A 26855-nucleotide genomic window follows, 5' to 3' on the forward strand; every position below is an offset into this window, starting at 1 on the left:
AGAAATGGTATGAAATGATTAAATTTTTCAAGCTTTCAGGATGTATTAGTAGTTACCAAATTGATTTAACAGTGTTTTTTTAGGTCAGTACTTTATTTTAGTGAATTTCAATGCATCCCTTGCACAAGGACTACAATGTTTTTTTGTGACTACGTGATACTTTGCAAGCCCATTCCTTCTATAAATACAACAGGTTTTTTGAAACTTTAGAAATTGGAGAAGAATTACTGGGATTAGAATGGGGGGGCAAATTTGCTGATCTATCAGGTAAGCTCCTGTCTTATTAAAGATGAGTTTCTAGAAAGTTCTCGAATTTCCGATCATTTCTGCAATTCTCGCAAAGATGAAGCATTCTAGTAGGTACCGATTCATCTTTGTTTACGTTTTCCAATTCTTCTTCTAAACCACAGAGTTCACAGACTCTCATTTTTAACCCTCCTTATCATGAAAAAATAAAAATATTTGCTTACCAAGAATGAAAATTACTGATTTGATGTCTCGATAGTGAAGCCCGTATTTGTAATAGCTTGAAGAAAATCCTCATAAGAAGCTGCATCTCCATTAAAACTTAATGTTGCCAGCTGTTTTTGCAGACTCACCCCTCCCAAAAAACCAAGGATAAGCATACTGTGAAGGGGCAATGTGGCTTTTCGAGTATCTGCCTCTACCGTTAATTGTGCAATCCGTGGCTGACTATGAAATCCCATGATATCCCTCCTTGTTCCTTTTAGATTTACCTTATTTGAAATTAATATTATTCATTATCGAGATTTTACAGTTGAGATAGAAAAAAGGGTGCATATGAACATCTAAATTGGTTACCCTTTTAGGGAATTAGTTAAGTTTCTATATATTCATATACGGACAGGGAAGGAGGCTTACAAATGGAAAAGGATACTTTGTTTCATCGAGTACAAACTATGATTATTTCTTCTACCAAAAAGCCGAAATACATCTCCATTTCCACAGTTAAAATCGCAGATCTTTTTCATGTAAATACAGAGGAGGTTGAAAGAACCCTACAGAATTAGTAAACGAAGGACGGCTACAAAAAAAGAATCTATCCGAACCTCCTCATTATGAAATTTACTTACTGCCCTGAATAAGAATTTCTTCCATTCCTTGGTCGACTCGTTAACACAATGTGGTTTTTTAAGAATCAGCCAAGCTAAATTATCTTAATTTTGAAATTCAAGCTAAATAAAACATCTTTTTGAGCCTATAAATAAAAGGCTGATCTAGTAAGATCAGCCCCAGACTGTAGACAAACTCGATAAATAATTGAGTTTGTCTACAGTTTTTTTGAGGATTTGTAAAATTTGAACGTTGATTTCTTCTTCAGGCATTCGCTTTCCGCGTGCGGTCCGGGAGCCTCCTCGGCGCCCTTTGCGCCTGTGGGGTCTCCCTTGGACGCGATTTTCCCGCAGGAGTCTCGCACCTTTCGTTCCAATCAACTTTGGTTTAACATTTAGATAGAACCCCTTTTTCCAACAGTCTTTTTTGTACTAATGGCCCAACATTCGTCTGTTCACGTCGTCTTTCAACCCAGCCACTAATTAAAAAATTGGCATATCCCAAATAGTCTAAATAAAATAATAGAAAATCTCTTTAAAGTGAAGTAATGAAGAATCAAGGTATGCTTCATTCTCTATTGAAGAAAATTCACAAAATTAGATACCCCTATTTTATTAAAACGCTTGTTTTTTCTGACTAGCCATAGATTTCTTGTTATATCTATTCTGGAAATACCCACTTCCCGCAAAAAACCTTGATCCAATTCCCTGGCCACTGTTAACCTTGGCAGAATACTGATTCCAAGTCCAGATTCAACCGCACTTTTTATCGCTTGTGTACTCCCAATCTCCATGTAGCTTTCTATTTTTTCTAAAACCCCGTGCTCTCTTAACATGTTTTCTACGATAAGTCGTGTCCCTGAAATGGATTCACGCCAGATCATCCTTTCATTTCCCAATTCCTCTACCTGGATTTCTTTTCTGTCTTTCCATGGGTGGTCTGATGGACAAACCAATATCAATTCGTCATCGGCGAACTTCTCCACAATAAAATCGGTATTTTCTACAAGTCCTTCCACCAAGGCCAAATCAATGACATCGTTTGATAAATCCTCTAGAACTCGGGGGGTATTTTTTATCGTTAATGTTACTTTTACTTCAGGCTGTTGTTTTTTAAATTTCCCAAGCAAGCTCGGCAACAAATACTCGCCGATGGTCAAGGATGCACCTACTATGAGGTTTGTATTGTACGCGCCCGTTGATTGCTGAATCACTTCCTTTGAATGGTTGAAATCATTCACAATGGCTTTTGCAAAAGGGTATAACAACTTTCCTGCTTCTGTCACTCTCAGCCTCCCTTCCTCACGGTCGAATAACAAAGTGCTATAAAAATTTTCCAATTGGTGAATCTGTCTTGTTACCGCGGGTTGTGATAAGTAGCTTAACCTCGCTGCCTGGCTTATACTTCCTTCATCCACTACTAAACAAAACATTCTTAGATTTTCTAGTTTCAAAAGAAACCAACCTCCATGTCTTTAAATAGTTTAATAAAATGATAGCATCATATAGGTAAATGGTGAAATGGAAAAGCCGCGCTATATTCCCTGAACAGGTGAGCCTATTCAATTATTGGTGAAATTCTATATAAAACGGATAACTCTTCTGGGTATAACGTTTTGTTATACCCAATGATTTAGTTGCAATTTACCCATTCCTTTTTCTTTGATATGTTAATTATAAGATTTATATAAAGTAGCAAAGGAGAGTAACTGATGACAATGACTGGACAATGGAAAACACTGTTCCAATTATTTTGGACCTTTTTTAAAATAGCACCTGTCACATTCGGAGGCGGGTTCGCGATGATCCCTTTAATCGAAAAAGAAGTAGTGGAGAAGAGAAAATGGCTGAAAAGCGAAGAAGTTACAGATGTTTTTGCGTTATCTCAGTCCGTACCGGGAGCTGTCGCTATTAACTCCGCCACCTTTATCGGCCATCGAATTGCCGGAATGAAGGGCGCAATGGCAGCCATGATTGGTGTATCATTTCCTACCTTTATAATTGTTCTACTCCTCGGCATTTTGTATTTTTTCATTCAGGATAATCCAAAGATAGAATCCGCATTTATATCGATTAGAGCTTCCATAGTAGCCATCATAGCCTATGCGGCTATCAAGATAGGAAAAACGGCTATTGTTGACAAATCAACATTCGGTATATTTATAGTAGGGATTCCAGTCCTTTTCTTCATTCACCCGGTTTTAGCTATATTATCAGGAGCGATAGCAGGGATTGTGACTATCTCTGTTAAGAGGAAATTAGGTTACAAAATCAACATGGACCGAAAAGAAAAGAAAGAAGAAGAAAATGATTTCGAATATTTCATGGGTGCAGGCATATAGGCCCATGAAAGGTGGACGATATTTTCCTGAAAGTTATCGGTATAAATTGTTAAACTAATTTTCAAGAAAGCGTGGGATATAGAATGATGGAATTATGGGAGTTGTTTAGCACCTTCTTTATTATCGGCTTTGTATCATTCGGAGGGGGATACGCCATGATTCCCGTAATAGGATCTGAAGTCTCACAGCATGGATGGATGACGACGCAACAATTTACCGATATAATCGCTATTGCCGGCATGTCCCCAGGTCCTATCACCATCAATAGTGCCATTCTCGTTGGCTATTCGACTGCTGGATTAACAGGATCCATATCATCCGCTCTCGGAATCTTGCTTCCTGCTATTATACTCGTAATCGTTATAGCCACCTTCTTCAACAAATTGAATCATTATAAAGTTGTTCAATCGATGTTTTATGGATTAAGACCCATTGTCACTAGTTTAATCCTCTTTGCAGCAATCAGTTTTGCTATTTCCAATCATATGATTGCTCTAAACTTTTCGTGGCATTCGATAAGCTTATTACTCGTCTTTGGGTTATCGTTATTCTCCCTGTTGAAATTACGCTGGCATCCAGCCTATGTCATTATTCTTTCTGGTTTAGTTGGTGTTGTCCTCTATTCATAACTACTCATTTCTATTTCTATAAGACTTGTACCAAAATCTAACCTTTGTAAATCCACATTTTCCTGACGCAACTCGGGTCCAATCAGGAAAATGGTTTATCTGTACTATAAGAATCAGGTGTATAAAAAGTAATCTAAGAAGAAAAATTGAGTACAAAATTACTTTGAATACTTGATATATTAACTCTGTAAACAATCTATTCAACCTATTAAATGTAGTGATGTCTTGACAATAAGAAGGCATCGAATAACCATACCGTACCATTCTATTCATCGTTCCGATATAGAACAAAAGCTTTTTCTACTTCTTGATCACGTCTTAAAGCGTGTTAGTTTCCTACAAGGCAGCAACACACGGTTATTCCCAAGTATAGATCACCGCATAATCATGGCGCTACCCCAAGTAGAACGAACAATGAGCTTGATTGTACGATTCGTACAAGGCAAAAGGGAGAAATAATAAAATAAAAGCAGCCGAACGAGGCTGTTGACAAATTAACAGGGATTTTTGAAACCTATGTAGAATTTAATTCTATGTATGTTTTTTATTGGGGGAGTCTTATATGATGGGACGTAATGATAAGTACCAAAGTAAAATGGAATTGGACGATTTTGTTCCTTCTACTCACATTCTTCGTCTAATTACTGAAAACTAAAAAAATCGATCAATTTCTCTTTTATATATGAGAAAATGGAAAAATATTATTCGAATCGCGGACGCAAATCTTTAGACCAGATACTTTTTTTAAAATGCTGCCCATTGGTTATTTATTAAATGTTCAGTTTGAATGTGACCTTGAACAGGAAGTGATTTTAAATATTGTTAATCGTTGGTTTCTGGGACTAGATCTATCTGAATCGTATACCTGACCACTTGACTTTTAGCAAAAAACCGACGCAGAAGGTTTAAGGAAAGTAATGTATTTCAAGAGATCATCGATCAATATTATTACACTTTGTATAGAGAAAGGATTAGTCACTGGGGAGATCATTATATTCCTGTTGCAGTATGCTAGAATTAATTGTCGTTTAACGCTTTAAAATTAAACACTTTATTATCAGTGGTCTCCAGGCAAAGGTATGGTTATAACGTTTATTTTGTAATATTAGAGGCTAAATTCCCCAGCATTCCCCTCTTTTTTATCACACGAAATATCCGTTACAACTTCTATCTTAAAGTATGACTCACCATCTGGTTCTCCGAAGTCGTTCAGACTTGATATTACAAGCACATCTTCTTCAAGGTTGTTGATAAACCCCTGCACATTATCATCTTCAAAAAGTACGACTTTAATAACAAAGTTATTTTTTGTGCAAACTTAAGAAAACCTAAAAGCATGTCTTTATTTTCACATCTAATGTAATGTGACTTTGCTTTTATACATCACTATTGGAGAAACTTTAGCAAACACCACTTGCTCATCTGATACCTTAAGAAATTTAGCGACAGCAAATACAGATAAGTCATCTAAGGTGTATAACTCAATCAATTTTAGTGTTTTTCCATCGACTTTTGCAACTGTCTTTTCATAAAACCCCTCTTTCTTTAAAAGATAATACAATAGAAAATAAACTCAGGGTAAATCTGTCCGTTCGCATGACCGCCCATTAGACGACCAAGATAAAAGAGGTAAAATATATTCTACCCCCAGATTTATACAAAATTTGGTTTTTATTTTGGTTATTTTTAAACATCGTATTTACAAAGCTTATATTATAAATACCTATCCCCATAAGATCTCTCAAATAATGGACTTAATAATGTTTTGTCTATAATATCCCTTATATTTAACGAATTGCTTATATTATTTGAAGTTCTATATAATTTACTTAGTGGGGGATTTTTACATATAATTCTTTACCACTTTATTTCTTATCACTTTTATTTCTGCAAAATTTAATTTCGTTAAGACACGTTTTTTTTAAAATAACCCATTTTGTTATTAACCTATATAAATAACAAGAAAGATACATAAAAATAATGAAGATTAAGATGGAATACAGGGAAGGAATAAAGAAAATACAACGATTAGAAGGATTAACTATACCATCCTGGATTTCTTTCCTTTTCCTTGAATATTGAAGAGTAGCCAGTACTCCTATTACAAAACCAACGATACGGGCAAAGATGCCGAGGAATATCGCTACGTTATTAATATTATGATTCGAGTTAATTTTAATCGTAAAATGCAAAGACCTGGTCAAAACCCTACTCCGACATTAGATACACTAGTCCGTATCCAAGCTAAATACGTTCTTTCATTCGCTAAATGCTGCTGTGCAAATTTTACACTATCGCCTGCCCCTTCTTCCATTTATTTAATGCTTCCATAAATGGTTACCATTCCGCTTTCCTTTTCTTGATAGTCTCGTATTCTGTGAAGTAGCTTTTTTAGTGCTTTTAAAACAACAAATACTCCCGGCTTGATGTTATTGCTTTACTAAATAATCTAGTATCGCTTGAAATGCGTCTATTCCCACTGAATTAGGAGAATGATAGGAAGATAATTTAACAATCACTGTATCGGCTTTTGGGGCAATGTGTATTTGCTGATCAAACTTCCCTCGAGCTGAATACCCTCCGTATCGATCATGGCTAATCCACCATTTATTATAATAAGAAAATCCTAAAAGATAATGATGGCTACTTTCCGCAAGATATTTTTGATTCCCACCTTTTTGAATATCCCTAATCATATGTTCCGGAATGATTTGTTGGCCAATGTAGTAACCATTATTTCGCATCATTTCGCCAAATCTTGCCAAATCACGCAATGTAGCCCGCATACCGCCACTGGCTATATCCGTACCGATTTGATCCAAGTGCATCAAGGCGTTTTCTTCTACCCCCAATTTAGACCAGATGAATTCTTGTATTAATTCTGCTAAGTTTTTCCCTGTCAAACGTTTGACAATCCATCCCAATGTTTCTGTTTGTCCGTTTTCATACTTAAATACAGTACCAGGTAGTTTATCTTTTTTACTCGATATCATAAATTCGTATAGGTTTTCCGGCCCATTATAGTTATCTGGTTTTGGCATTGAACCGGATGCAATGAAAATCGGTGTCCCCCGGCCTATCCCCATTGGCGTGACAGCTTCCATATATTTCACAGGAACTTGCATATCTAACAATTGCTGAATAGTTCCCTCACCAAGTCCTGTTCCTTCTAACTCTGGAACGTAGAAGGAAGCTTTTTTATTTAAATCCAATACTCCTTCATCAGAAAGCAAACTAACAATCAAGCCGACAAATGATTTTGTCGCGGAGTTCAATGCATGCGGCTGATATGATTTATATCCATTAAAATAGTTCTCGTATAAAACTTCTCCTTTATGCATCACTAAAAAAGCATCTGTGTTCGTTCGCTCAAGATACGATAAAACACTTTCAGCATTGGTAACGTTTATCTTTGCTAAATCTAATGAATCTTTAGCATATGATAATGGGGTGGGACTATGGTTTCCTCTCCAGATAATACGGTTGGAACTTAGTTCCCCGTTATGACAATACCCTTGCAAACTTTTTTGAGTAGTAAACCAATTATCCTTCGTCACGATATCCTCTGAATTTGGCGGAAAAACCTTCATATCATTCTTTGTAATGGACTGCATGACAAATCCCTCCTATTCATTAAAAAGAATGCTCTATAAGCACGTCTTCTTTTGTTTCTTTGACTTTATTTTTAATCGTTATTGATGCAATGGCCCCTGCCAATGCAGCAGTGATTAAAAACCAGGAAGCAGCATTGTATGAACCCTTGAAAAGAGTAAGAACAAATCCAATGACAACGGGAGAAATCCCTCCGGCAATTTGCCCGCCAAAACTGACAAGCCCTGTCACAGATCCAGTTAACTCCTTTGGTGAGTATTTAATGACCATCGTGTAAAGGGATGTTCCGATAAACGCGATGGAAATTGCATTAAAGGTCATATAAACAATCCCAAGGGTAACGGACGTTGCATTAAACATCATATAAAGAAAGACACCAGAAGATATGGATCCTGCTACTGCCAGATATTTTTCTCTTCCGCTCATATATTTATCTAAAATCCAGCCATTCACATTAAACATAAGAAAAGAAGCAAGATATGGAATGGACATCAAGGCACTTACTGACAACAGATCTAACCCTTTATTTACCAAATAAGATGGCATCCAGGAAATCATACCCCAATTCACGATATTGGAAAAAAACTTAGTAAAGAAGAGCTTCCAAAAATTATTTGTTTTAAATACCTTTTTATAAGAAACCTTCTTTTGATTCTGCTTTTCGTGATTGATTTGTGCATCTGCCGGAGATTTTAGATAGACCCAAAATGCCCATGCGACTAAAACACCTATAATCCCAATGCTGACAAACATCGATCTCCATCCAAGGGAAACCACCAAAACCCCTATCGTAACGGAACCTATCGCACCACCGAACGTTTGTGCAGATAGAAAGAATGAACTTGCTCTCCCTCTTTCATTTTCGGGAAAGTTATCGGAAATCGATCGTATACTTGCAGGAAAAACACTGCCTTCCCCGATACCAAACAGGAAACGAAACAAAAGTAGTGATGCAAATGACCAAGCAAAACTCGTAAAAGTAGTAAAAAGCGAAAAAGCTAAGATGGATAGGACTAACACTTTTCGTGACCCGTACTTATCTGTAAGCCATCCTCCCAATAGGTGCATGAAGGCGTAGCTGAAAAAGAAAATACTTAATACAAAACCTGATTCTAAAGAGTTAAGCTGTAGTTCTTTCTGAATTGGAATGATGGCTACGTTAATCGACGCTTTATCAATGTAACTTAATGTCATTCCGATAAATAGTAAAATGATAATAATGGTTTTACGCTTTTTATTGGTCGCATACGCATGCATTCCATTCGCCCCCTTTCGCAGTATGAATCAACACTGTTAGCCGTAATCAATACTATACTTAACCAATTTCAAAAACACGAAATGGAAGGGCTTTCATTTTTTTGTAAAATATCTTATTTAAAAAAATACTGATAGAAGTCTTGGCAAGGGACATATTTGGTATGTCCTTTGCCTGTTGATGTCTTACTAATTTACCAGACGTTCTGTCCCTTCCCAGAAAGGTTTTTTCAGCTCTTTCTTGTCTATCTTCCCTACCATTGTTAGAGGTAATGACGTCTCAAAATAGATTTCTTTTGGAAGCATATAGACAGAAGTTCGTTCTTTACAGAACTCCATTAACTCTTCCTTAGAGCAGGTTTCACCCTCACGAAGCACCGCAAATATACAGACCGCTTCTCCCCAATCATTATGTGGTATGCCAATGCATGCGCTCATCGCAACTGCAGGGTGCTGATTGATAAGCCTCTCCACTTCAGCGGGATATACATTGAAACCACCAGAAATGATCATATCCTTTTTCCGTTCGATAATATGAAGAAAACCATGCTTATCCAGTTTCCCGATATCTCCCGTATAAAACCAACCATCACGATATGCCGCTTCGGTAAGATCGGGTCTTTTGTAATAACCGACAGAGACAGAAGGGGTTTTGACAGCAATTTCCCCTGGATGCAGTGGCTCTACATCATATCCATTATCGTCAATCAAGCGAATTTGGGTTAGCATACACGGTTTTCCGCAGCTCTTTAACACTTCTGGTTTGTTCTCGTACGCCCAGAGATGATCACTTTTTGTGAGTCTGGCAATTAAAATACTGCATTCTGTCATTCCATACTGCTGCCTTAGAATAGGTCCGAAAATCGTAAATGCTTCTTTTAGACGTTCTGTAGAGATGGGGGATGAACCATAATTCATGTTACGCAATGAGCTCACGTTGTAGGTTTTTTTCTTTGCCTCATCAATCAAGCGGTAAATAATGGTTGGAACAACAAAAGTACTTGTAATCCGCGCTGCTTGTACGGTCTGCAAAAACACTTCTGGATGAAACGCCTTCATGATATAGACATGGCAGCCGGATACTAATGACCGCTGCAGCAGTACACCTGCAGCATGAATAAGCGGTGTACAAAGCAGTACCTTGTCTTGATCATCGTATGGATATTCCATGCATGAAGCCATGAGTGAGGCTCCAAAGCCTTGTTGAGAATGCATCACCCCTTTTGGTGTGCCTGTTGTACCACCGGTGTACGATATGGTTGCTAAATCATCCAATGAGGCAACAGGGAATGTCAAGCTGCCTTTTTTATCATCCAAATCAACAGAATAGAATTCTTCTGGGTATTCAACACCAAAGCCTGTAAGACCAATAACCGTTACACTGTTTTTATCTGCCTCTTTTTGATAGTCAAGTACAGACTCTACATGTTTCTGGGTTGCCATAATAACCATTTGGGGCTCGGCATCTCTCAAGATAAACTCGATTTCTCTAACGCCCAGCTTATCATTTAACGGGATGACTGTTGCCCCGCATCTACTTACAGCAAGATTATATACAACATTTTCAATACTATTTGGGATCAGTATCGCAACATGGGTTCCGATTTGTACGCCATGCCGAATTAACTGGTTCGCTGCCGTCTCCACCTTATCCCGTAATTCCCTGTAAGTGATGGTTTCATTTGTATCTACACAAGTAAGGGCCGGGTGGTAATCAAATTTGTTCATACTATTGAACAGAAAAGCCTGATAGGTTAAAGTATCCATGAAAAATTCCTCTCCCTAGTAAAATACGAAAGTTAGTGTAAAATATAGTTCTTTTCAATTTGAAACTCCGAATTTTTCCAAATGTATAGTTGACACAATAATCCTTTTTTCATTATTTCTTCAGCAGTTCTTTGGCAATCATGTTTTTCTGAATTTCAGATGTACCAGTCAGAATTCTAAACATCCGTACGTCCCTGTACATTTTCTCGACAGGGTGTCCTTTCATTAATCCTTGCCCGCCAAAGATTTGAACAGCCTTGTCGGCAACTCGATTAGCAACCTCAGAGGAATACAGTTTAACCATGGATGAAGCTCCTCTCACCTCTTCACCATGATCAATCTTCTCGATGACATCGTAGAGCATGCAACGTGCGGCGTATATTTCAGTCGCCATCTCCGCTAGCATATGTTGAATCGCTTGAAAATCTCCAATTGGTCTACCGAACTGGACCCGCTTTTTGGCTTGATCGATAGATAAGTCTAATAGCCGTTGTGCAACGCCAAGGTAGGTAGCCCCCCAAGAAGCCCGATTTTCATTTATTCTGCTGAGCCCCAGCATCAACCCTTTGCCCGGTTGACCGAGAATATTGGTAGATGGGACTCGGCATTGATTAAAGATTAGCTCGGCCGTGCTCCGTTCACCGGAAATTGGAACTTGAATGTTTCCTAATTCAAAACCCGACCTTCCCTCTGATTGTTTCTCTACAATAAAAGCAGTAACTCTTTCACCATCTGCCTCCACAATCTCTTTCGCCATCACAATGGCCCAATCTGCATAAGGGGCAGCGCTAATAAAATGCTTTTTACCATGTAAAATGTAGTCATCACCTTCGCGTACTGCAGTCGTTTGAATGGCATGGGCATCTGATCCCGCCCCGGGTTCTGACAATGCAAAACAACATCCCGCTTCTGCATTAATTACCGGCATTACATACCTTGTTATTTGATCCGGAGTAAAAATTTTTAACATCTGGCCAATGCGCAAAGGACCGCCTATTTCACCTAATACATGCCCCCATAAAGCCGCCCCTGATTTTGCTAGTTCCTCCTTTAAGCCACATAGCCCTTTCAAGCTAAGTGATTGCCCTCCTGCCTCCTTAGGAAGACTGATGCCGTAAAACCCGAGCTCCTTCGCTCGCTTTCTTACCCATTTGATCTGTTCCATCGGAATCTCTTTTTCTGAGTCAATTTCGTGTTCTCTTTCAAACGGTAACAACTCATTGTGAATGAAATGAAGCAGCCTATCCCTTAAATGTTCTGTATTCTCGATTTGTACTGTTTCCTGCATACTTTCCTCCTTTCCAATCCCTACTTTTAAAAGTGATTTCAATTATTCTCATGGTTATTTGAATAGTTTTAATATTCATAATTTTATTTTATATATGGGTGACAATAAAGTAAAATAGCTATATATCATATATACTTGAACCAAATTCATATAAAGGAGGGAATGTTGTGCATCTAGAACAATTAAAATATATTGTTGAAGTAGCTAAAACACGTTCTATTTCCATTGCTGCACAAAATCTTCATGTTTCACAATCTACCATTAGTAAGGCGATTACCAATTTAGAACAGGAATTAAGCATACATTTGTTTACACGTTCACGGTTAGGCGCCCAGCCGACAACAGAGGGTAAAAACATCATTAAAAAAGCCTATGAAATTGTCGTGAAGATTGAAGAAATACAAGAAGAAGCGCAAGAGCAAACATCCTTAATAAACGGAGAATTAAATATATCGGCCAGCCCCAGCTTTTTCATGCCGATTTTACTCAAAGCGTTAGCAAACTTTAAAAAGGACTATCCTAACTTCCGTATTGTCATGACCGAAAAAAAGTCACCAAATATTATTGAAGATGTTTCCCAAGGGAAGATTGACATTGGATTAGCCATGCTTGATGAAATAGATTGGAATGCACATGAAGAGCTGGTTTTCGAATCCTTATTAGAAGGGAAAATCATGGTGTGTGTCAGCAAACATTCTCCATTAGCATTCAGTGATCATATAACTCCTGAGGAGCTAATTAATGAAACAGTAGTGATGTATGATGGGGTAATATGGAAAGATTCCATCTCTATATTTATGAATAGATACGGACCGATGAATATTTTATTTGCTTCTAACAATACCGAAGTCATCAAAAAAGCGGTTTCAGAAGGATTAGCGATAAGCTTTTTGATGGATATAGCACTAAAAGATGACCATTATGTAAAAAGTGGAGAAATTATCCCAATATCATTAATAAACTTTGAATCCAACCACCGATCCTTCGGATGGGTACGGTCAAAGAAAAAACATTTTTCTTTAGCAGCCAGAGAGTTTTTAAAATACCTCAAATTACATATCTCCAAATTAGAATGAGGTTTACCATTACTCGGCAATCCTACCTAGAAATTGAATGAAAGTTTCAAGAAAAGTACACTACTAAGGACTATTGATGATTATTTAATAACATATATCACTGACAGTGCATTAATTATATTATATGGAAAATTGCCCTCTGAAACAGAAGGATTTGATACCCTACAATTAAAGAAAAAGGGGCGTCAATTTATGAAAAATGACAATCAAAAAACATCGAAAAAACAAGTACCAGCTGAAGGATCCATTGAAGCACTCCCAAACGGAATTAGAACGTTTACGGATGGAGAATACATTATTATTTTAAGAAGCTTAATGCCTAAGTTCAAAACAAGGAACAATCACCAAACAAGACAAAGCATAAGTAGTTTATGAATTAGGGCATGAATTTCAGGTGAAAATATATATTTGAACATTTTATCTCCTAATAATAGTTAAGATTATTTGCATCAAAATAAGATTGAAAAGATTTGTTTTATTGCACTAAACTGTTCTGATAGTTGAAGAAGGGTATTTTATTTGAATGTATGATAATAGTAAGGGTCGTACATTTAAATTTCTTAACCCTTTCCTAACCTCTTCGCACCCCTTTTCATAAGGCAGTGCTTTTTTTGTATACTCTTTTTTATAGAAATTCAATATATTTTATCTAAACTTCTCCACATATTAATGATGTTGAGGAATGATGATCTGTTCTTGAACGAACGTGTAAAAAATAGGTAAATAAATAATTAAAAAGAGCTAAAGTTAAAATTTTTATTCCAGTTAAGGATGTTTCCTGTTAAACTAATGGCAATGATTAAATACGGAGTGATTTACTTGGAATTACAAATTGACTCAACAGACATTGACTTCCATCAATTGATCTCGTATTCCCTCAATTCAATTATGATTGTTGGACAGGCAGGAAAAATTCTTTACTGTAATAGAGCTTGTTTGGAATTGCTAAAGTTAGCTTCTCCTGAGGACATATTGTATAAAAACTTGTACGTTTTTCTCCCTCCAGATAACCATGCTAGTTGTAATGACCGATTAAAAAGGGTGCTGGAAAAACAAGAGATATTAGAACTGGCGGAACAAAAAATGATTTGTAGTAATGGAGAGATTATTGATATTGAAGTAACAGCTGCCCCTTTTTATTTGAAAGAGATGATCTTGACTCAAGTCATTATTCGAGACATTACAGATCGTAAAAAAGCAGAAATTCTTTTGAAAGACAGAGAAAAATTAGCATCAATCGGTCAAATAGCTGCTGGGATTGTTCATGAAGTTAAAAATCCTCTTACTTCAGTAAAGGGATTTTTACAGCTATTAAAAGAATCCCATCCTCATCCTTATATCAATACGATGGAAGCAGAATTAGAAAAAGCATTAGAGACTCTGCAAAATCTATTACACGTTTCTAAACCTGATTTACACGAGGAGCCTTTTGTTCCCATTGATTTATGTAAGGAGTTAGCTGCTCTTTTGTTTTTATTCCAAGAAAAACTTTATAACGTGGAAATAGAATGGGATTTAAGGGATTCAGAGAGAAAAGTAGTTGGAAAGAGAAATTTATTTCTAAAAGCCTTTTTTAATCTGGTGAAGAATGCAATTGAGGCAATTGAGGGGACTCAGGGTAAGGGAAAAATTAGAATTGAACATTATTATAAAAGTGGAAGGATTCATATAAAACTTAGTGATACAGGAGTAGGAATATCTAAAGATAAGTTAAAGATGCTAGGAACACCGTTCTTTTCCACCAAAAGCGAAGGAACAGGTTTAGGCCTAACTCAAGTATTTACAACGATACATAAACATGGAGGAGATATCTCAGTTAAAAGTGTAGTTGGAAAAGGAACTACCTTTCATGTTCAGCTTCCTGTTAAATAAAAAATGTCTTCTAAATCATTAATGACGTTTGTCAGTGAAAGAAAGATCCCAAAGATAATCACCTTGATATGGTGTTTATCTTAGTATGAAATTGTAAATGATCGTACATTCAAAAGGCTGCCAATTGGCGGCCCTCTTATTTTTTAAGCAATCACTAATAAGTAATCAATAAATACAGATTTACCAAACCCAGCAATCATTGAAAAAACTTTACTATCGATCGAATTATCATTTTTTCCGCCCCCTTTATGTCGCAGTATTTGTCGACGGGGGAATAATAATGCCCTATAGATTCTAAAATAATCAAGGGCATCTGTCCTGGTACCTCCTCTATTTCTAAAAAGTCTATAAAATGACCTAATTCCCTCGTATGCTTTATCGCGTGACTTAAATAAAAAAAATACGATATTAAGATATTTAAGGTTAAAGGATTATTTATATATTCTATCGAGGTTAATGTTGCAATACGATATTTTGTTTAAATAATTTTAGTGGCATCAGTTTTCACGTCTGACACTTCTTAAATAGATGTCCTGGTACTTTCTCAAAGTTTTCTAAACTCGTGGTTTTTCTATTCCTTACTTGTTACTTTATAACTGGTCTTATTTCTTTTTAACAGCCCTTCGTTTATTTCCTACTACTATTGAACTGCATCAAAACAGCATTCAAGATATCGTTGAGGAGGGAATCTGTGATGAAAAGACATGCCCCGGAAAAAGGGTGAGGAGAAGTCTATCCGTTCCCTTCTGTACAGATGATAATAAAAATGTCATTGCCACTCTTGATAATGGTAAGTTACCCCGTGTTTTATTCCTATATCGAATAGTAATATCTATGCAATGATTTCAGACAGGACCAAATAAAAAAGAGACAGGAACGCATTCCTGTCTCTGATGCATCTTCATCAATCATGAAAATTTGTGCCGTCTGTCACTGCTTTGATGATGCCTGCGCGGACAGCGAAGTCACCGAAGTGCTCTTCTTCCTGCCGTTCTTTCGCGTAGCGGGAAAGAAGCACACGCAGCTCTCTCAAAATTTCTTCTTCACCGATGTTTTCACGATACATTTTGCTTAACCGGCTACCGTCAAAAGCTGCACCGAGATACATGTTGTATTTACCGGGAGCTTTGCCGATAAAGCCAATTTCTCCGAGTGCATGGCGGGCACATCCGTTCGGGCAACCAGTCATGCGAATCGTAATTTCTTCATTCCTTAGACCATTTTCATCGACAATGGTCTCGATCTTATCCAATAAAACCGGCAAATAACGTTCTGCTTCCGCCATCGCCAACCCGCATGTTGGAAGGGATACGCACGCCATTGAGCTGCGGCGGAGGGCTGTATAATGACCGCCATCCGTCAAACCGTATTGTACGATCAGTTCGCTGATTTTTTCCTTTTCCTGGCTTGATACATTGGCAATGATCAGGTTTTGATTTGCAGTCAGACGGAAATCACCGGTATGGATTTTGGCTATCTCGCGTATACCGGTCATTAACTTGTAATCATCAATATCCGCAATACGGCCTCCTTCTACAAACAAAGTAAAATGCCATTTTCCTTGAATGCCTTTTACCCAACCATAGCGGTCACCGTTATTGTCAAAATGATACTTCTTCGCCTCCTCCAAGCTCCAGCCTAGACGGTTTTCCAGTTCAGCCTTGACCGTCTCTAGCCCAAGTCGGTCAACTGTGTACTTGAATCGTGCATTTTTGCGGAGGGAACGGTTTCCGTAATCACGCTGTATCGTAATGACTTTTTCTGCTACATCAAGAATTTGGTCCGGCATACAGAAGCCAATTACTTTGGCAAGCTGCGGATAGGTTTCTTTATCGCCGTGCGACATGCCCATGCCACCGCCTATCGCCACATTAAAACCGACAAGCTTGTTATCTTCAACAATCGCAATGAATCCAAGATCCTGTGAAAAGACATCAATATCATTCGATGGCGGAACGGCGATACCAATTTTAAATTTCCGCGGTAAATAAAGCTTTCCGTACATTGGTTCGACTTCTTCCATTTCTGCCGTGCCAACCACTTTTTCTTCATCCAGCCAAATTTCGTGATACGCTCTGGTGCGTGGCAATAAGTAATCACTCAATTTTGTTGACCAATCATATACTTCGGAGTGGATTTCCGATTGAAATGGATTCGAGTTGCACATGACGTTCCGGTTTACATCACCGCATGCCGCAATTGTATCCAACATAGACGCGTGGATTTCCTGAATCGTTTTTTTCATGTTCCATTTTAAAATGCCATGCATTTGAAACGTCTGACGTGTTGTCAATTTTAAGGTATCATTGCCGTATTTTTGGGCCAGTTCGTCCATGACAAGCCATTGAGCAGGCAATGCTACGCCACCTGGCATACGGACACGCAGCATGAACTGATACGCAGGTTCAAGTTTTTGCTTTTGACGCTCATTGCGGAGATCCCGGTCATCCTGCAGATAGCTGCCGTGATGTTTCATTAATCGATTGTCATCATCTGGAATACCGGCGCTGATCCGATCCAGCATTACTTCACCCAATGTACCACGCAAATAATTGCTTTTATCTTTTATTTGTTCAACATCACTAGGCGGGCCTTCTGGTGCTTTTAATAGTTGGTTCACCATATTGATATCTCCTTTTCATCCATATTTCAGTACACATCTCGTTGATAGCGTTTATTCTGTTGCATTTCTTCAAGGTAAGTTTGTGCATCAGCATGGCTCATTTGACCTTCTTTTTCAATGATCTCAATAAGCGTATTATGGACGTCCTGTGCCATGTTTTTCTCATCTCCGCAAATGTATACCGCCGCTCCTTCTTGAAGCCATTCGTATAATTTCCTACTGTGCTCAAGCATCCGGTGTTGAACATACACTTTTTCATCCGCGTCACGCGAAAAGGCTACATCCATATTCGTAAGTACACCTGTTTTCAACCACTTTTGCCATTCAGTCTGATATAGGAAATCCGTTACGAAATGCTGATCGCCGAAAAAAAGCCACGTTTTCCCATTCGCTTCAGTTTCTTCGCGCTCTTGAATAAAGGATCTGAACGGAGCAATGCCTGTTCCCGGTCCAACCATGATGATTGGAGTGTCTGGGTTCTTCGGCTGCTTAAAGTTTGGGTTATGCTGAATGTAAACAGGAAGCGTATCCCCTGGCTGTAAACGTTCCGCACATAAAATGGAGCAGACACCTTTTCTTTCTCGTCCGTGACTATCATACCGGACAGCTCCGACTGTCAGATGCACTTCATCTGGATACGCGGATAGGCTGTTCGCAATCGAATATAGACGGGCTGGAATTTTTCGAAGGATGGAGACGAATTCTTGCGCCGATTCACCCCATGAGCCAAAATCACGGACAAAATCAAGCAAATCACGGCCTTCACGATATTCTTTTAGTTTTTCTTCATTACCAGCTGATAAAAGTGCCTTTAAATCCTCGTTGCCTGAAAGTTGGGCCGCTTGCTCAAGGAGCGATTTTGTTAATACTGTTATTTCAAAATTGGAGATGAGCGCTTCCCTAAGTTTTCGAAGGTCTCCCTGCTTGTTGACCTTCACGATTTCTTCAGGGTCCCAATTGAGTTCTTTAAGGAGCATATCCACTAAAATGGAATCATTTTGTGGATAAATACCAAGGCTGTCACCAGGTTCAAATGTAAGTCCAGAGCCTTCAAGCGATAACTCGATATGGTGTGTCTCTTTATTGGAGCCACGGCCGTTCAAGTTAATATTTTCCATAACTTCCGCTTTAAAAGGGTTTGTCCTGGAATACGTGTGTTCACTTACTGGTGTTATTATTGCGGGAACGGCAGAAACAGTACTTCCTTGCTCCTCACTTAAGCTCGAAATTACTCCTTCCAGCCATTCTGCAGCCGGCTCATCATAATCAAGATCACAGTCCATCCGCGGAAATAGCCGGGTCCCGCCAAGTTCTTCCAAGCGCTTATCGAATTGTTTTCCCGTTTCACAGAAAAACTCATATGAGCTGTCCCCAAGCGCCAATACGGAGAAGCGGAGATCTCCAAGGCTTGGTGCCCTTCTGCCATGAAGAAACTCATGGAATGACAAAGTATTATCCGGTGGATCCCCTTCTCCATGCGTGCTAACGGCAATAAGAAGATTCTGGACTTTTTTCAAATTGTTCACTTTAAAGTCACTCATGGATGAAATGGTTACCTGAAAGCCATTACCCTCAAGCTTTCTTGCTGCATTCTCTGCCAACCCTTGAGCATTTCCCGTCTGTGAACCATAAAGGATGGTAACCTCTTTTGATATTGTCTTCCCGCTGGGTTGAGCCACCGATACGTCGGCTGTTCCTGCGTTGAAAACTGGCAAAGACGCGGTCAGATAACCGCTCAGCCAAACTTTTTGTGTTTCTGTCAAGCTAGGCAGTAGATTGTTAAGAAGCTCTGTCTGTTCATGATTAAAAGGACTGTTACTTACCTGAAGTTGCACGTTTTCCACCTCACAAAGGAATATAAACTTATCTTAGTTGATTCTTATACGAGTTGTTTTAGACATTTTTTAGAACTATGAAATTAACTCGTTTACTCCTATAGACGAAGTCGGTTTTAACTGTAAAAAAATTTAGAAAGTTCAGTTCATACAGGGAAGGAACACTTTTTCATAGCTCACTATTAATAAAAAATAACATAATAAAGGACGATAGCCTTCCCCATCCTAGATTCTTCCTAAAATAAGTTTCTCATTAACTTTACCTAAAGGCACATCATTAGTAAAATATATATAATTAATTGCAACTATTAAGAATATTAATAATAAGGTGGGATTCCTATGTACTATGATGCTTTAAAAACTTTTGTGACCCTTGTAGAAGTCAAGAATTTTACAAAAACAGCAGAAATGCTTCTTATGTCACAACCAAGTGTTAGTTTGCACATAAAAAAATTAGAAGAAGAGTTCCAAACTAAATTATTTCTCCGCTCTCCTAAATACTTAAAAGTCACTTTAACAGGAGAAATTCTTTATGATCGCGCTAAGCAAATGATCACAATCTATGAACAGACCAGACAAGACATTCAGGAACATGATAACTCCATAAAAGGAGAATTAAAAATAGGCGCAAGTTTTACAATCGGCGAGTATATATTGCCTTCTTTACTTATTGACCTTCAAAAAGACTTTCCGGAACTTGAACTTCAAGTTGTAATTGGAAACACAGAAGAAATCGTACAATCAGTCAGGTTATATCAAGTAGATATAGGTTTAATAGAAGGTCAAACAAATGAAAAAGAACTTTCCGTACACGCTTTTTTGCAGGATGAGTTATTTATAGTTTCTTCAAACAATCATAAACTCGCTTGTAAAGATGAAGTTACGATTGCTGACCTTCAGAATCAAGCGTGGATAACCAGAGAAGTTGGATCAGGTACACGAGAATATCTTAACCACTTCCTTCGTTCAAATGGTTTGAAAGTTAAATCGCTTCTTACCATAAGCAGTAATCAAGGAATTAAAGAAACACTTATAAAAAATAGTATGGGGCTAACTCTCTTATCCCGTAGTGTCATTGAAAGAGACATTCTGCATAAGACTCTTTCAATTATACAGTTGAAAAATGAGTCCTTTAACAGAACGCTTTCCTACGTGTATTCCCCCATTATGGTAGATAAAAAGAACGTGAAAACATTTATAAGTGCATTAAACAAAAAATGGCCTAACAAAATCAAATCAATATAATAATTAATACAAAATAGGGTCATATGATCCCGACATATAGCAGGATCTCATTTTCGGCGATGCCACGAAGCATATCCTTAGATAAACGCCCATAATATCAAATACAACCGAGCTAGATTGTTGTTTATGTTTGCCCCTCCACTTTTTGAATTAGGTAATGTTGTCGTGCTCTTTCTTCAATGATGCTTCTACGATACCGAACAGGCTTTCAATAGTTCTCGCTGATATCTACATGGACTATAACCAGATGTTAAAAGTCCATGTCCGAGGTGCTGGGCACTCAGATTAAAATCGGGTTTTAAATCTATCTAAAAATGTATAGGATCAAATTTGATGAACTGTAAACACAGGTGAGGCAGTTAAAGTGCTTCACCTATTTACTCTCCATTTACATGAGTAGGTACACTATCTGCAAGTTCATCAATGTACTTAGCTACCTTTGCACTATATGAAAAGTCACCGTAGCAATATGGATATCGGAAATTTCCTTTGTCGCCTCCGCAATCATATAGCGTAGGATTCTTTTCAACTTGGAGCATCGAGAACTGCTTCGCTAGCTCTTCAGTATGCTTCCCTCCTGCATTTGCAATGTAATCAATATAACCAATTCCCATATTATAAGATTGAATGATTGTAGAGAAATCCACGTTCTTTTCATTCCCATATTTGATAATTCGTTGGAAATGTTTCACTCCATACCTGATGCTTTCGGTAGGATCGGTAATTGTATTTGGATCGAGCCCTGCCGATTCAGACGCCTGCATTGGATCACCACCCCGCCCACGACTTTCCTGCTGCATCAGGGCTATCAATGTCGATGTGTGCTCCTCAAGCCCATATTTTGCTAACTCATCGTGCAGAAGGTTGCTATACTTTTTCACATTCGCAAACGAATCAGGTGGATTCACTGGTGTGAAGACATTTCCCCCAATTGAAATTTCCATGACCTGCCTCATGAGCAAAAATACAAAAAGCAGGATAAAGATTACAAAAATAGCGTTTGATTTCTTCCGTTTCCGCTTCACATTCTCTCCCCGTTATCTCTAGTTTATTTATTTATATTTTAACAAATAGTAAGAGTAATAACTATTTAGAATACCAAAATCTATTATAAGTATAATCACTAATAAAAAACGATATATTATCCATATACAATTGGTACACTTACTCCTACATGTACCTGAGTCTACGATAGTATATTTACTTTGGTAATAAGACACCCTAATAGTTGGAGGTGAGATGTATGAATAAGAAAAATAATAAAGAAGAAATTCTTGATAATAATAGCAAAAAAAATGATAACGACTTTGGGGCAGATCCCGATGAACAAGAGATGAATGGCATGTATGGTATGTTAGAAACTGAACATGAAGATAAACTTCACGATAAAGATAATTAACGGTTCTAAGTATCTTATATATTTTGTTAAGCGCCTTAATTGGCGTTTTTCTTTATAATAAAAATCAATCTCACCTTATAAAGTGTTATTTGAAGCAATATTTTAAGTTTTTATTGAAAAATGTCGACTCCCTATTAGCCTATACTACTTGTCTCTTAAGTTCCTTAAAGGGGACAACCCTTCTTAATCTAATTAATTCTTTGTGAATGAGAATAATACACATGGAATATCTATTAATGAAACATCTGGATGGTTAAGAGTGTCTAATACAAATTGTCTAACATATCAATTCGCTTTGGTGCAGCCGTCCCTAGAGCTGTTGCTGGGGGTGAAAAGGTGCTTGTCATTTGATATTAGGGGGCAGAAAAGGAATGAACGAAAATAAGAAGAGAAATCTTAATCCGAATGACATTGCATTGCCCAGAGGATACGAAATTGACGTATTCTGGCCGGAATTACATACACCTATTAATCTACTGATTCGGCTGAATGAGAAAGAGCAAAAACAAGGTTAATAAGTAACCAAGCAAACCATATCTTACTGATAAAACCATACTAAGGATAGCGGGTGCTGTTGCAAGGGGACTAATGAACAAACCAGCTGCCGGAATCAATCCGCCAGCTGCCTGGAGAGTAGCCTCCATAGTACTTAACAGTGCAATGACCGTAATCTTTCTTGAAATAGAAGCTTTTTCATTAAAGGAATAGTGGACTATTTTCGCATGATCTGTAATTGGTTGAAGTAACAATTTATGCTCACCCCTTCAATCGTTCGTCATGCATACTATATTCGGCTTCTCTTTCCTTTATTTATTAAAGTTTCGTGAGTCATTTAACGAGAGTCCTTTAAACGTTCACTCAACCTGAAACTTTCTTGATAATCAACCTCACATTCAACAATTACCGGTCCATCTTCAGATATTGCTTTTTGTAAGACTGTTGTTAGCTCTGCCGCTTTTTTTACCTTATATCCTTTCGCACCGTATGCTCTTGCAAGGGCAACAAAATCCGGGTTATTAAATTGGATATTAGATGAATGGCCTAACTTGTTTTTTTGTTCCCATTCAATCATTCCGTATCTTCCATCTCGCCAAATCATAATAACAATCGGTACCTTCAAACGAACCGCTGTTTCAAACTCTGCTATAGACATGATAAAAGCCCCGTCACCGCATACAGCCATTACTTTTTTATCAGGACACGCTAGTTTCGCACCAATTGCTCCCGGAAGTGCGATCCCCATTGAAGCAAGCCCATTTGATAGGATACATGTATTTGGCTTTAATGTCTCATATTGCCGGCCAATCCACAATTTATGAGCTCCAACATCTGATAGTAAAATATCATCATTTGATAGAACTTCCCGTATTTCCTTAATGATACGTTGAGGAGACATTGGGTATGAATTACTGGTTGAATGTAACAATCGTTCTGACAATATCGTTTCCTTTACATTACGATAAAATGGATCGATTTCATTCCTTTGATCAATTTGGTCAATTAAACGCAAAAGATTTGCAGATAAGTCACCAACAAGGGATGCCTTTACCGGATAATAGTTATCTAACTCATGGTCTTGTACATCGATATGAATGATAGGTGATAGTAATGGGTTCCATTTTTTAGGTTCGTATTCGATAGGGTCATATCCGATAGCAATGACTAAATCTGCGCGACTAAAGGCTTTATTGACAATATCACCTTCGGGTAGTCCAATTGTTTGTAAATGCAATGGGTGATTTTCTGGAACTACGCCTTTCGCCATAAATGTTTCTGTGAAAGGGGCTTGAAGCTTTTCGATTAAAGTTAAAATATCAGTAGATGCTCCACCTTTTGAAGCATTATTCCCTATCAAAAATAGGGGGAATTTTGCTTGATTGATAGCCACAGCCACTTCATTGATTGCTTGCTCAGATGACCGTACTTTTTTGTCATAAAGCTGAGTTTGTAAAGGTTCTCCATGCACAAGGGAGGAGGCGATATCATTCGGAAACTCGATATGAATGGCTCCAGTCAAATCCTTTGCAGCCAATGCAAAAGCTTTAGTTATAATTTTTGGAATAACGGAACCATCGTAAATAGTTGTACTCCATTTCGAAATCGGGTGATATAGCTCGAGAATATTTATGTATTGATGAGCCCCCTTAAACTGCATTTTGAGGTCGGTCTGTGCCGTAATCGCGATTAGCGGCATTCGATCCAAAGTAGCACTGGCAACACCCGTCACCATATTGGTGGCCCCGGGTCCAAGTGTTGAAAGACAAACTCCGGGTTTTCCTGTCAACTTACCCATCATCCCAGCGATAAACGCTGCTCCGGTTTCATGCCGGCAAACGATAAACTGTATGCTCGACTTATTTATCGCGTCCAACAAATCTATGTTTTCTTCCCCCGGCACTCCAAATATGTATTCAACACCCTGACCCTCTAAACATTTTACAAAAAGCTCTGCTGCCTTCAAAAATACATCCCCTTCCCATAAAAGCCACTAGTTTTATATCCTTATTAACTTACCTTTTATCTATCCCCTTTCAGAATGGATTTATTCGAGGTCGAAAATAGTTTATTACTGAATTTATATCTGGGTAAACAAATTTGTTAACTCAAGTAATTTCTATGAGTCACTATCAAATCGTGCGAGTAAAAAATCGAAGTTGGCCCCCTCGTAATGGGGATGTTTTATTTTCCCATAATATTGTTTCTCACTTCGTTTATACAAATCCTAAAATATCGGAATTTTTTGTTTGTATTTTGCAGTGCCTTCAATTGTTATTAGTTTTTATTAGGACAGAGCTTTATTATGAAATAGTGAATTTAAGCGGGGATAAGGAAGATTGGAGTTTATTGAAAAAGGATTGTATTCTAAAAGTGGCAAAATTTTTTTGGTAGATTCTACAATCTTTCTGATTTTATATTCCATTTGTATTCATATTTTATTTTCTAGTTTGTCGAAACCTTTTTTATGGAACTCGTGGAAATATTTTTGATTTTGAACAGTTAAATGTTACAATATGTAAATAAATCATGTAGCAATGAAAAACAATATAATTCATAGGAGTGAAACAAATGTCAGTTGATGTTTATATTAATTTTAATGGGAACTGCCGTGAAGCAGTAGAGTTTTACGCACAGGTTTTTGGAACAGAAACACCACAAATTATGACCTTTGGAGAAACACCACCTAACCCTGAATTCCCTCTCCCAGATGAAGCAAAAAATTTAGTTATGCACACAAGGCTTAATATTGAGGGAAGTAATGTAATGTTTTCTGATGTTTTTCCTGGTATGCCTTTTGTTGAAGGAAACAACATAAGCCTTGCAGTAGTTAATAAGAACATGGATGAAATTAAATCTATCTTTAATAAACTGAAAGAAGGCGGCACAGTAGTTATGGACCTTCAAGAAACATTCTGGAGCAAACTCTATGGTCAGGTAACAGATAAGTTCGGAATTATTTGGCAATTAAATTATGACACTGGAGAAATGTGAAAATACATTTTTGCTAGAAATTCCCAACAAAGGATATAGGGCTTTCTTCTAGAGAAAAGTTTCTATATCCTTTTTGTGTTTCTAATACTAAAAATACCCTGTTTATCAAGTTGTGGATGTTGTAGGGTTAGATTCTAAAAGAAGTAATGAGATAGAGGTTCAATAAAAGTTACAATACGTATATCCTTCGTTTGATAGTGCATGTAATACAACTTGGATTGCTTGATATTATTTAACAGTTTCATATTAGGTTGGGTGCATTAAGATAAGTTTATAGTGCACTTTTTCGAACAGGTTAGCTGTTCAAATCCCCTCATTTAGTCTAGGTTTGGCTGATCGCAGTTAGGCTTTTCAGAATTTGTCGATTCAGCGAGCTTCATCAAATAATAACATTCTTCACGCGACATATGATCCGCCATTAATGGAGAAAATGTTCCTAGAGCTTGTGCACTAAGTTCTAGTTCCTCCAATTCATTTAGAAAGTGCTGAAAAAGTTTTATTTCTAATGTGACGTCTACATTCATCTTTTCTAATGCAGGAAAAGTGGATAAATTAGTCCGTAAATATCCCGCCAATTCGACTGCTTTTATATAATATTCATTAAAATGCTTCGTATATTGGTCACTTTTCTCTTTTAATCGTTTTTCAACATCATCCAATTTGGATGATATGGCACCCGCATGCCCAGCGGCATCTAACAGCCAAACCAAATGATGATGAAGTTCATGATAAACTGGTGGGGTTTGATTGGATTTAAAGTGTTTTAATAACCTTAAATATTCTTCTAATTCGTTCACCATATGATTAAGAAATGTAGGTGAAAGATGTATTTTGATTTTCCCTACTAAATGTTTTTTCATTAGGTTTAACTTAAACTCTCGAAGTTTTAAAGCCGCATCTTCTGCCGCAAAAGTCAATTGTGAAATATCTTCCGAATTGACTTTACCAAGGAGAGTGTCAAATATTTGAATAAACTCCGATGCAATTTCAATATTTTCTAGTTCAACCGGTGCTAAAGACTCATGTATAAATCGGGAATGATCCCCTAAGATTTGCAGCCAAAACTGATGCTCGAATCTTGCTTTCTTTTCCCATACTTCGCTCATTTATTATCCTCCATATCTTAATAATCGAAAACATTTTTGATTTTTTATTCCTTTACGGATATACTTATGAACAAAAAATTGAAAAAAGGTCAGCAAACTGTGTTTGCCCGCAGGTTTTTTATTTGATTATCATTTTTAACGGAAAGAGAAAGGTTCGCTGCAGCCCTCTTTGCTCTTCAACTTATACTACCAAGCAGCTGTAGAATGTATCTTCACTAGTAATAACATATCCCAATAATCTTAAC

Annotated in this window: 21 protein-coding genes and 2 pseudogenes; 9 read left to right on the plus strand and 14 right to left on the minus strand. The window is 37.5% G+C overall.

What is annotated here, in order from left to right; genetic code table 11:
* Window positions 1–283: 283 nt before the first annotated feature.
* Both NST21_RS14545 and NST21_RS14550 read right to left on the minus strand, forming a co-directional pair.
* Complete coding sequence (locus tag NST21_RS14545; protein ID WP_162878852.1) at window positions 284–427, minus strand: hypothetical protein; 144 nt, start codon at window positions 425–427, stop codon at window positions 284–286.
* Between the two features lie 55 nt (window positions 428–482).
* Entirely contained in the window at window positions 483–707 is a 225-nt protein-coding gene (locus tag NST21_RS14550; protein ID WP_340889792.1) for a hypothetical protein, read from the minus strand.
* Between the two features lie 177 nt (window positions 708–884).
* Between NST21_RS14550 and NST21_RS14555 the strand changes: the two genes are divergently transcribed.
* Window positions 885–1031, plus strand: a complete 147-nt coding sequence (locus NST21_RS14555) for a hypothetical protein (RefSeq protein WP_242485253.1) — start codon at window positions 885–887, stop codon at window positions 1029–1031.
* A 617-nt stretch (window positions 1032–1648) separates the two neighbouring features.
* Here the strand turns inward: NST21_RS14555 and NST21_RS14560 are convergent.
* Window positions 1649–2527 (minus strand): LysR substrate-binding domain-containing protein, encoded by an 879-nt coding sequence (locus NST21_RS14560; RefSeq protein ID WP_116822130.1) that lies wholly within the window; start codon window positions 2525–2527, stop codon window positions 1649–1651.
* A gap of 258 nt (window positions 2528–2785) precedes the next feature.
* Here NST21_RS14560 and NST21_RS14565 point away from each other — a divergent pair, with 258 nt between their 5' ends.
* Entirely contained in the window at window positions 2786–3415 is a 630-nt protein-coding gene (locus NST21_RS14565) for a chromate transporter (RefSeq protein ID WP_340889793.1), read from the plus strand.
* Between the two features lie 86 nt (window positions 3416–3501).
* Window positions 3502–4044, plus strand: coding sequence for a chromate transporter (locus NST21_RS14570; protein WP_340892564.1), 543 nt, complete (start codon window positions 3502–3504; stop codon window positions 4042–4044).
* A 2200-nt stretch (window positions 4045–6244) separates the two neighbouring features.
* On the opposite strand, the gene NST21_RS14575 is transcribed toward NST21_RS14570, so the two are convergent.
* From NST21_RS14575 to NST21_RS14595, 5 genes are all read right to left on the minus strand, one after another.
* The gene (locus NST21_RS14575) at window positions 6245–6358 is read right to left on the minus strand and encodes a DUF202 domain-containing protein (RefSeq protein WP_340889794.1); all 114 of its coding nucleotides are present in this window, start codon (window positions 6356–6358) and stop codon (window positions 6245–6247) included.
* A gap of 115 nt (window positions 6359–6473) precedes the next feature.
* Complete coding sequence (locus tag NST21_RS14580) at window positions 6474–7658, minus strand: serine hydrolase domain-containing protein (protein ID WP_340889795.1); 1185 nt, start codon at window positions 7656–7658, stop codon at window positions 6474–6476.
* Between the two features lie 19 nt (window positions 7659–7677).
* Window positions 7678–8913, minus strand: a complete 1236-nt coding sequence (locus NST21_RS14585; protein ID WP_340889797.1) for an MFS transporter — start codon at window positions 8911–8913, stop codon at window positions 7678–7680.
* A gap of 186 nt (window positions 8914–9099) precedes the next feature.
* A complete protein-coding gene (locus NST21_RS14590; RefSeq protein ID WP_340889798.1) occupies window positions 9100–10677 on the minus strand; it encodes a class I adenylate-forming enzyme family protein in 1578 nt (525 codons plus the stop codon).
* A gap of 112 nt (window positions 10678–10789) precedes the next feature.
* On the minus strand, window positions 10790–11965 hold the full coding sequence (locus NST21_RS14595; RefSeq protein WP_340889800.1) for an acyl-CoA dehydrogenase family protein: 1176 nt from the start codon (window positions 11963–11965) through the stop codon (window positions 10790–10792).
* A 167-nt stretch (window positions 11966–12132) separates the two neighbouring features.
* On the opposite strand from NST21_RS14595, the gene NST21_RS14600 reads away from it, so the two are divergent.
* From NST21_RS14600 to NST21_RS14610, 3 genes and pseudogenes are all read left to right on the plus strand, one after another.
* Window positions 12133–13041 (plus strand): LysR family transcriptional regulator, encoded by a 909-nt coding sequence (locus NST21_RS14600; RefSeq protein WP_340889801.1) that lies wholly within the window; start codon window positions 12133–12135, stop codon window positions 13039–13041.
* A gap of 147 nt (window positions 13042–13188) precedes the next feature.
* Window positions 13189–13402: pseudogene (locus tag NST21_RS14605) on the plus strand (IS3 family transposase); the annotation flags it as partial.
* A 458-nt stretch (window positions 13403–13860) separates the two neighbouring features.
* Window positions 13861–14913 (plus strand): two-component system sensor histidine kinase NtrB, encoded by a 1053-nt coding sequence (locus tag NST21_RS14610; protein ID WP_340889802.1) that lies wholly within the window; start codon window positions 13861–13863, stop codon window positions 14911–14913.
* A 904-nt stretch (window positions 14914–15817) separates the two neighbouring features.
* On the opposite strand, the gene cysI is transcribed toward NST21_RS14610, so the two are convergent.
* Together cysI and NST21_RS14620 are read right to left on the minus strand one after the other, a co-directional pair.
* Window positions 15818–17536, minus strand: a complete 1719-nt coding sequence (gene cysI / locus NST21_RS14615) for an assimilatory sulfite reductase (NADPH) hemoprotein subunit (protein WP_340889803.1) — start codon at window positions 17534–17536, stop codon at window positions 15818–15820.
* A 26-nt stretch (window positions 17537–17562) separates the two neighbouring features.
* Entirely contained in the window at window positions 17563–19371 is a 1809-nt protein-coding gene (locus tag NST21_RS14620) for an assimilatory sulfite reductase (NADPH) flavoprotein subunit (protein ID WP_340889805.1), read from the minus strand.
* A gap of 339 nt (window positions 19372–19710) precedes the next feature.
* Between NST21_RS14620 and NST21_RS14625 the strand changes: the two genes are divergently transcribed.
* On the plus strand, window positions 19711–20616 hold the full coding sequence (locus NST21_RS14625) for a LysR family transcriptional regulator (protein WP_056522919.1): 906 nt from the start codon (window positions 19711–19713) through the stop codon (window positions 20614–20616).
* A 377-nt stretch (window positions 20617–20993) separates the two neighbouring features.
* Here NST21_RS14625 and NST21_RS14630 read toward each other — a convergent pair whose 3' ends face one another.
* Window positions 20994–21560, minus strand: a complete 567-nt coding sequence (locus NST21_RS14630) for a lysozyme family protein (RefSeq protein WP_340889806.1) — start codon at window positions 21558–21560, stop codon at window positions 20994–20996.
* A gap of 299 nt (window positions 21561–21859) precedes the next feature.
* On the opposite strand from NST21_RS14630, the gene NST21_RS14635 reads away from it, so the two are divergent.
* Window positions 21860–22015 carry a DUF4021 domain-containing protein gene (locus tag NST21_RS14635; RefSeq protein WP_340889807.1) on the plus strand — a complete coding sequence of 52 codons (156 nt, stop codon included), beginning with the start codon at window positions 21860–21862 and terminating at the stop codon, window positions 22013–22015.
* 473 nt (window positions 22016–22488) lie between these two features.
* On the opposite strand, the gene NST21_RS14640 is transcribed toward NST21_RS14635, so the two are convergent.
* Both NST21_RS14640 and NST21_RS14645 read right to left on the minus strand, forming a co-directional pair.
* On the minus strand, window positions 22489–22764 hold the full coding sequence (locus tag NST21_RS14640) for a hypothetical protein (RefSeq protein ID WP_340889809.1): 276 nt from the start codon (window positions 22762–22764) through the stop codon (window positions 22489–22491).
* A gap of 83 nt (window positions 22765–22847) precedes the next feature.
* On the minus strand, window positions 22848–24476 hold the full coding sequence (locus tag NST21_RS14645) for an acetolactate synthase large subunit (RefSeq protein ID WP_340889811.1): 1629 nt from the start codon (window positions 24474–24476) through the stop codon (window positions 22848–22850).
* 605 nt (window positions 24477–25081) lie between these two features.
* Between NST21_RS14645 and NST21_RS14650 the strand changes: the two genes are divergently transcribed.
* Window positions 25082–25504, plus strand: a complete 423-nt coding sequence (locus NST21_RS14650; RefSeq protein ID WP_056522925.1) for a VOC family protein — start codon at window positions 25082–25084, stop codon at window positions 25502–25504.
* A 303-nt stretch (window positions 25505–25807) separates the two neighbouring features.
* Here NST21_RS14650 and NST21_RS14655 read toward each other — a convergent pair.
* Window positions 25808–26610 (minus strand): annotated as a pseudogene (locus tag NST21_RS14655) (DUF2935 domain-containing protein).
* Between the last annotated feature and the right edge of the window lie 245 nt (window positions 26611–26855).

Origin of the sequence: Peribacillus sp. FSL K6-1552 (assembly GCF_038005205.1) — a bacterium.
Lineage (GTDB): Bacteria > Bacillota > Bacilli > Bacillales > DSM-1321 > Peribacillus > Peribacillus butanolivorans.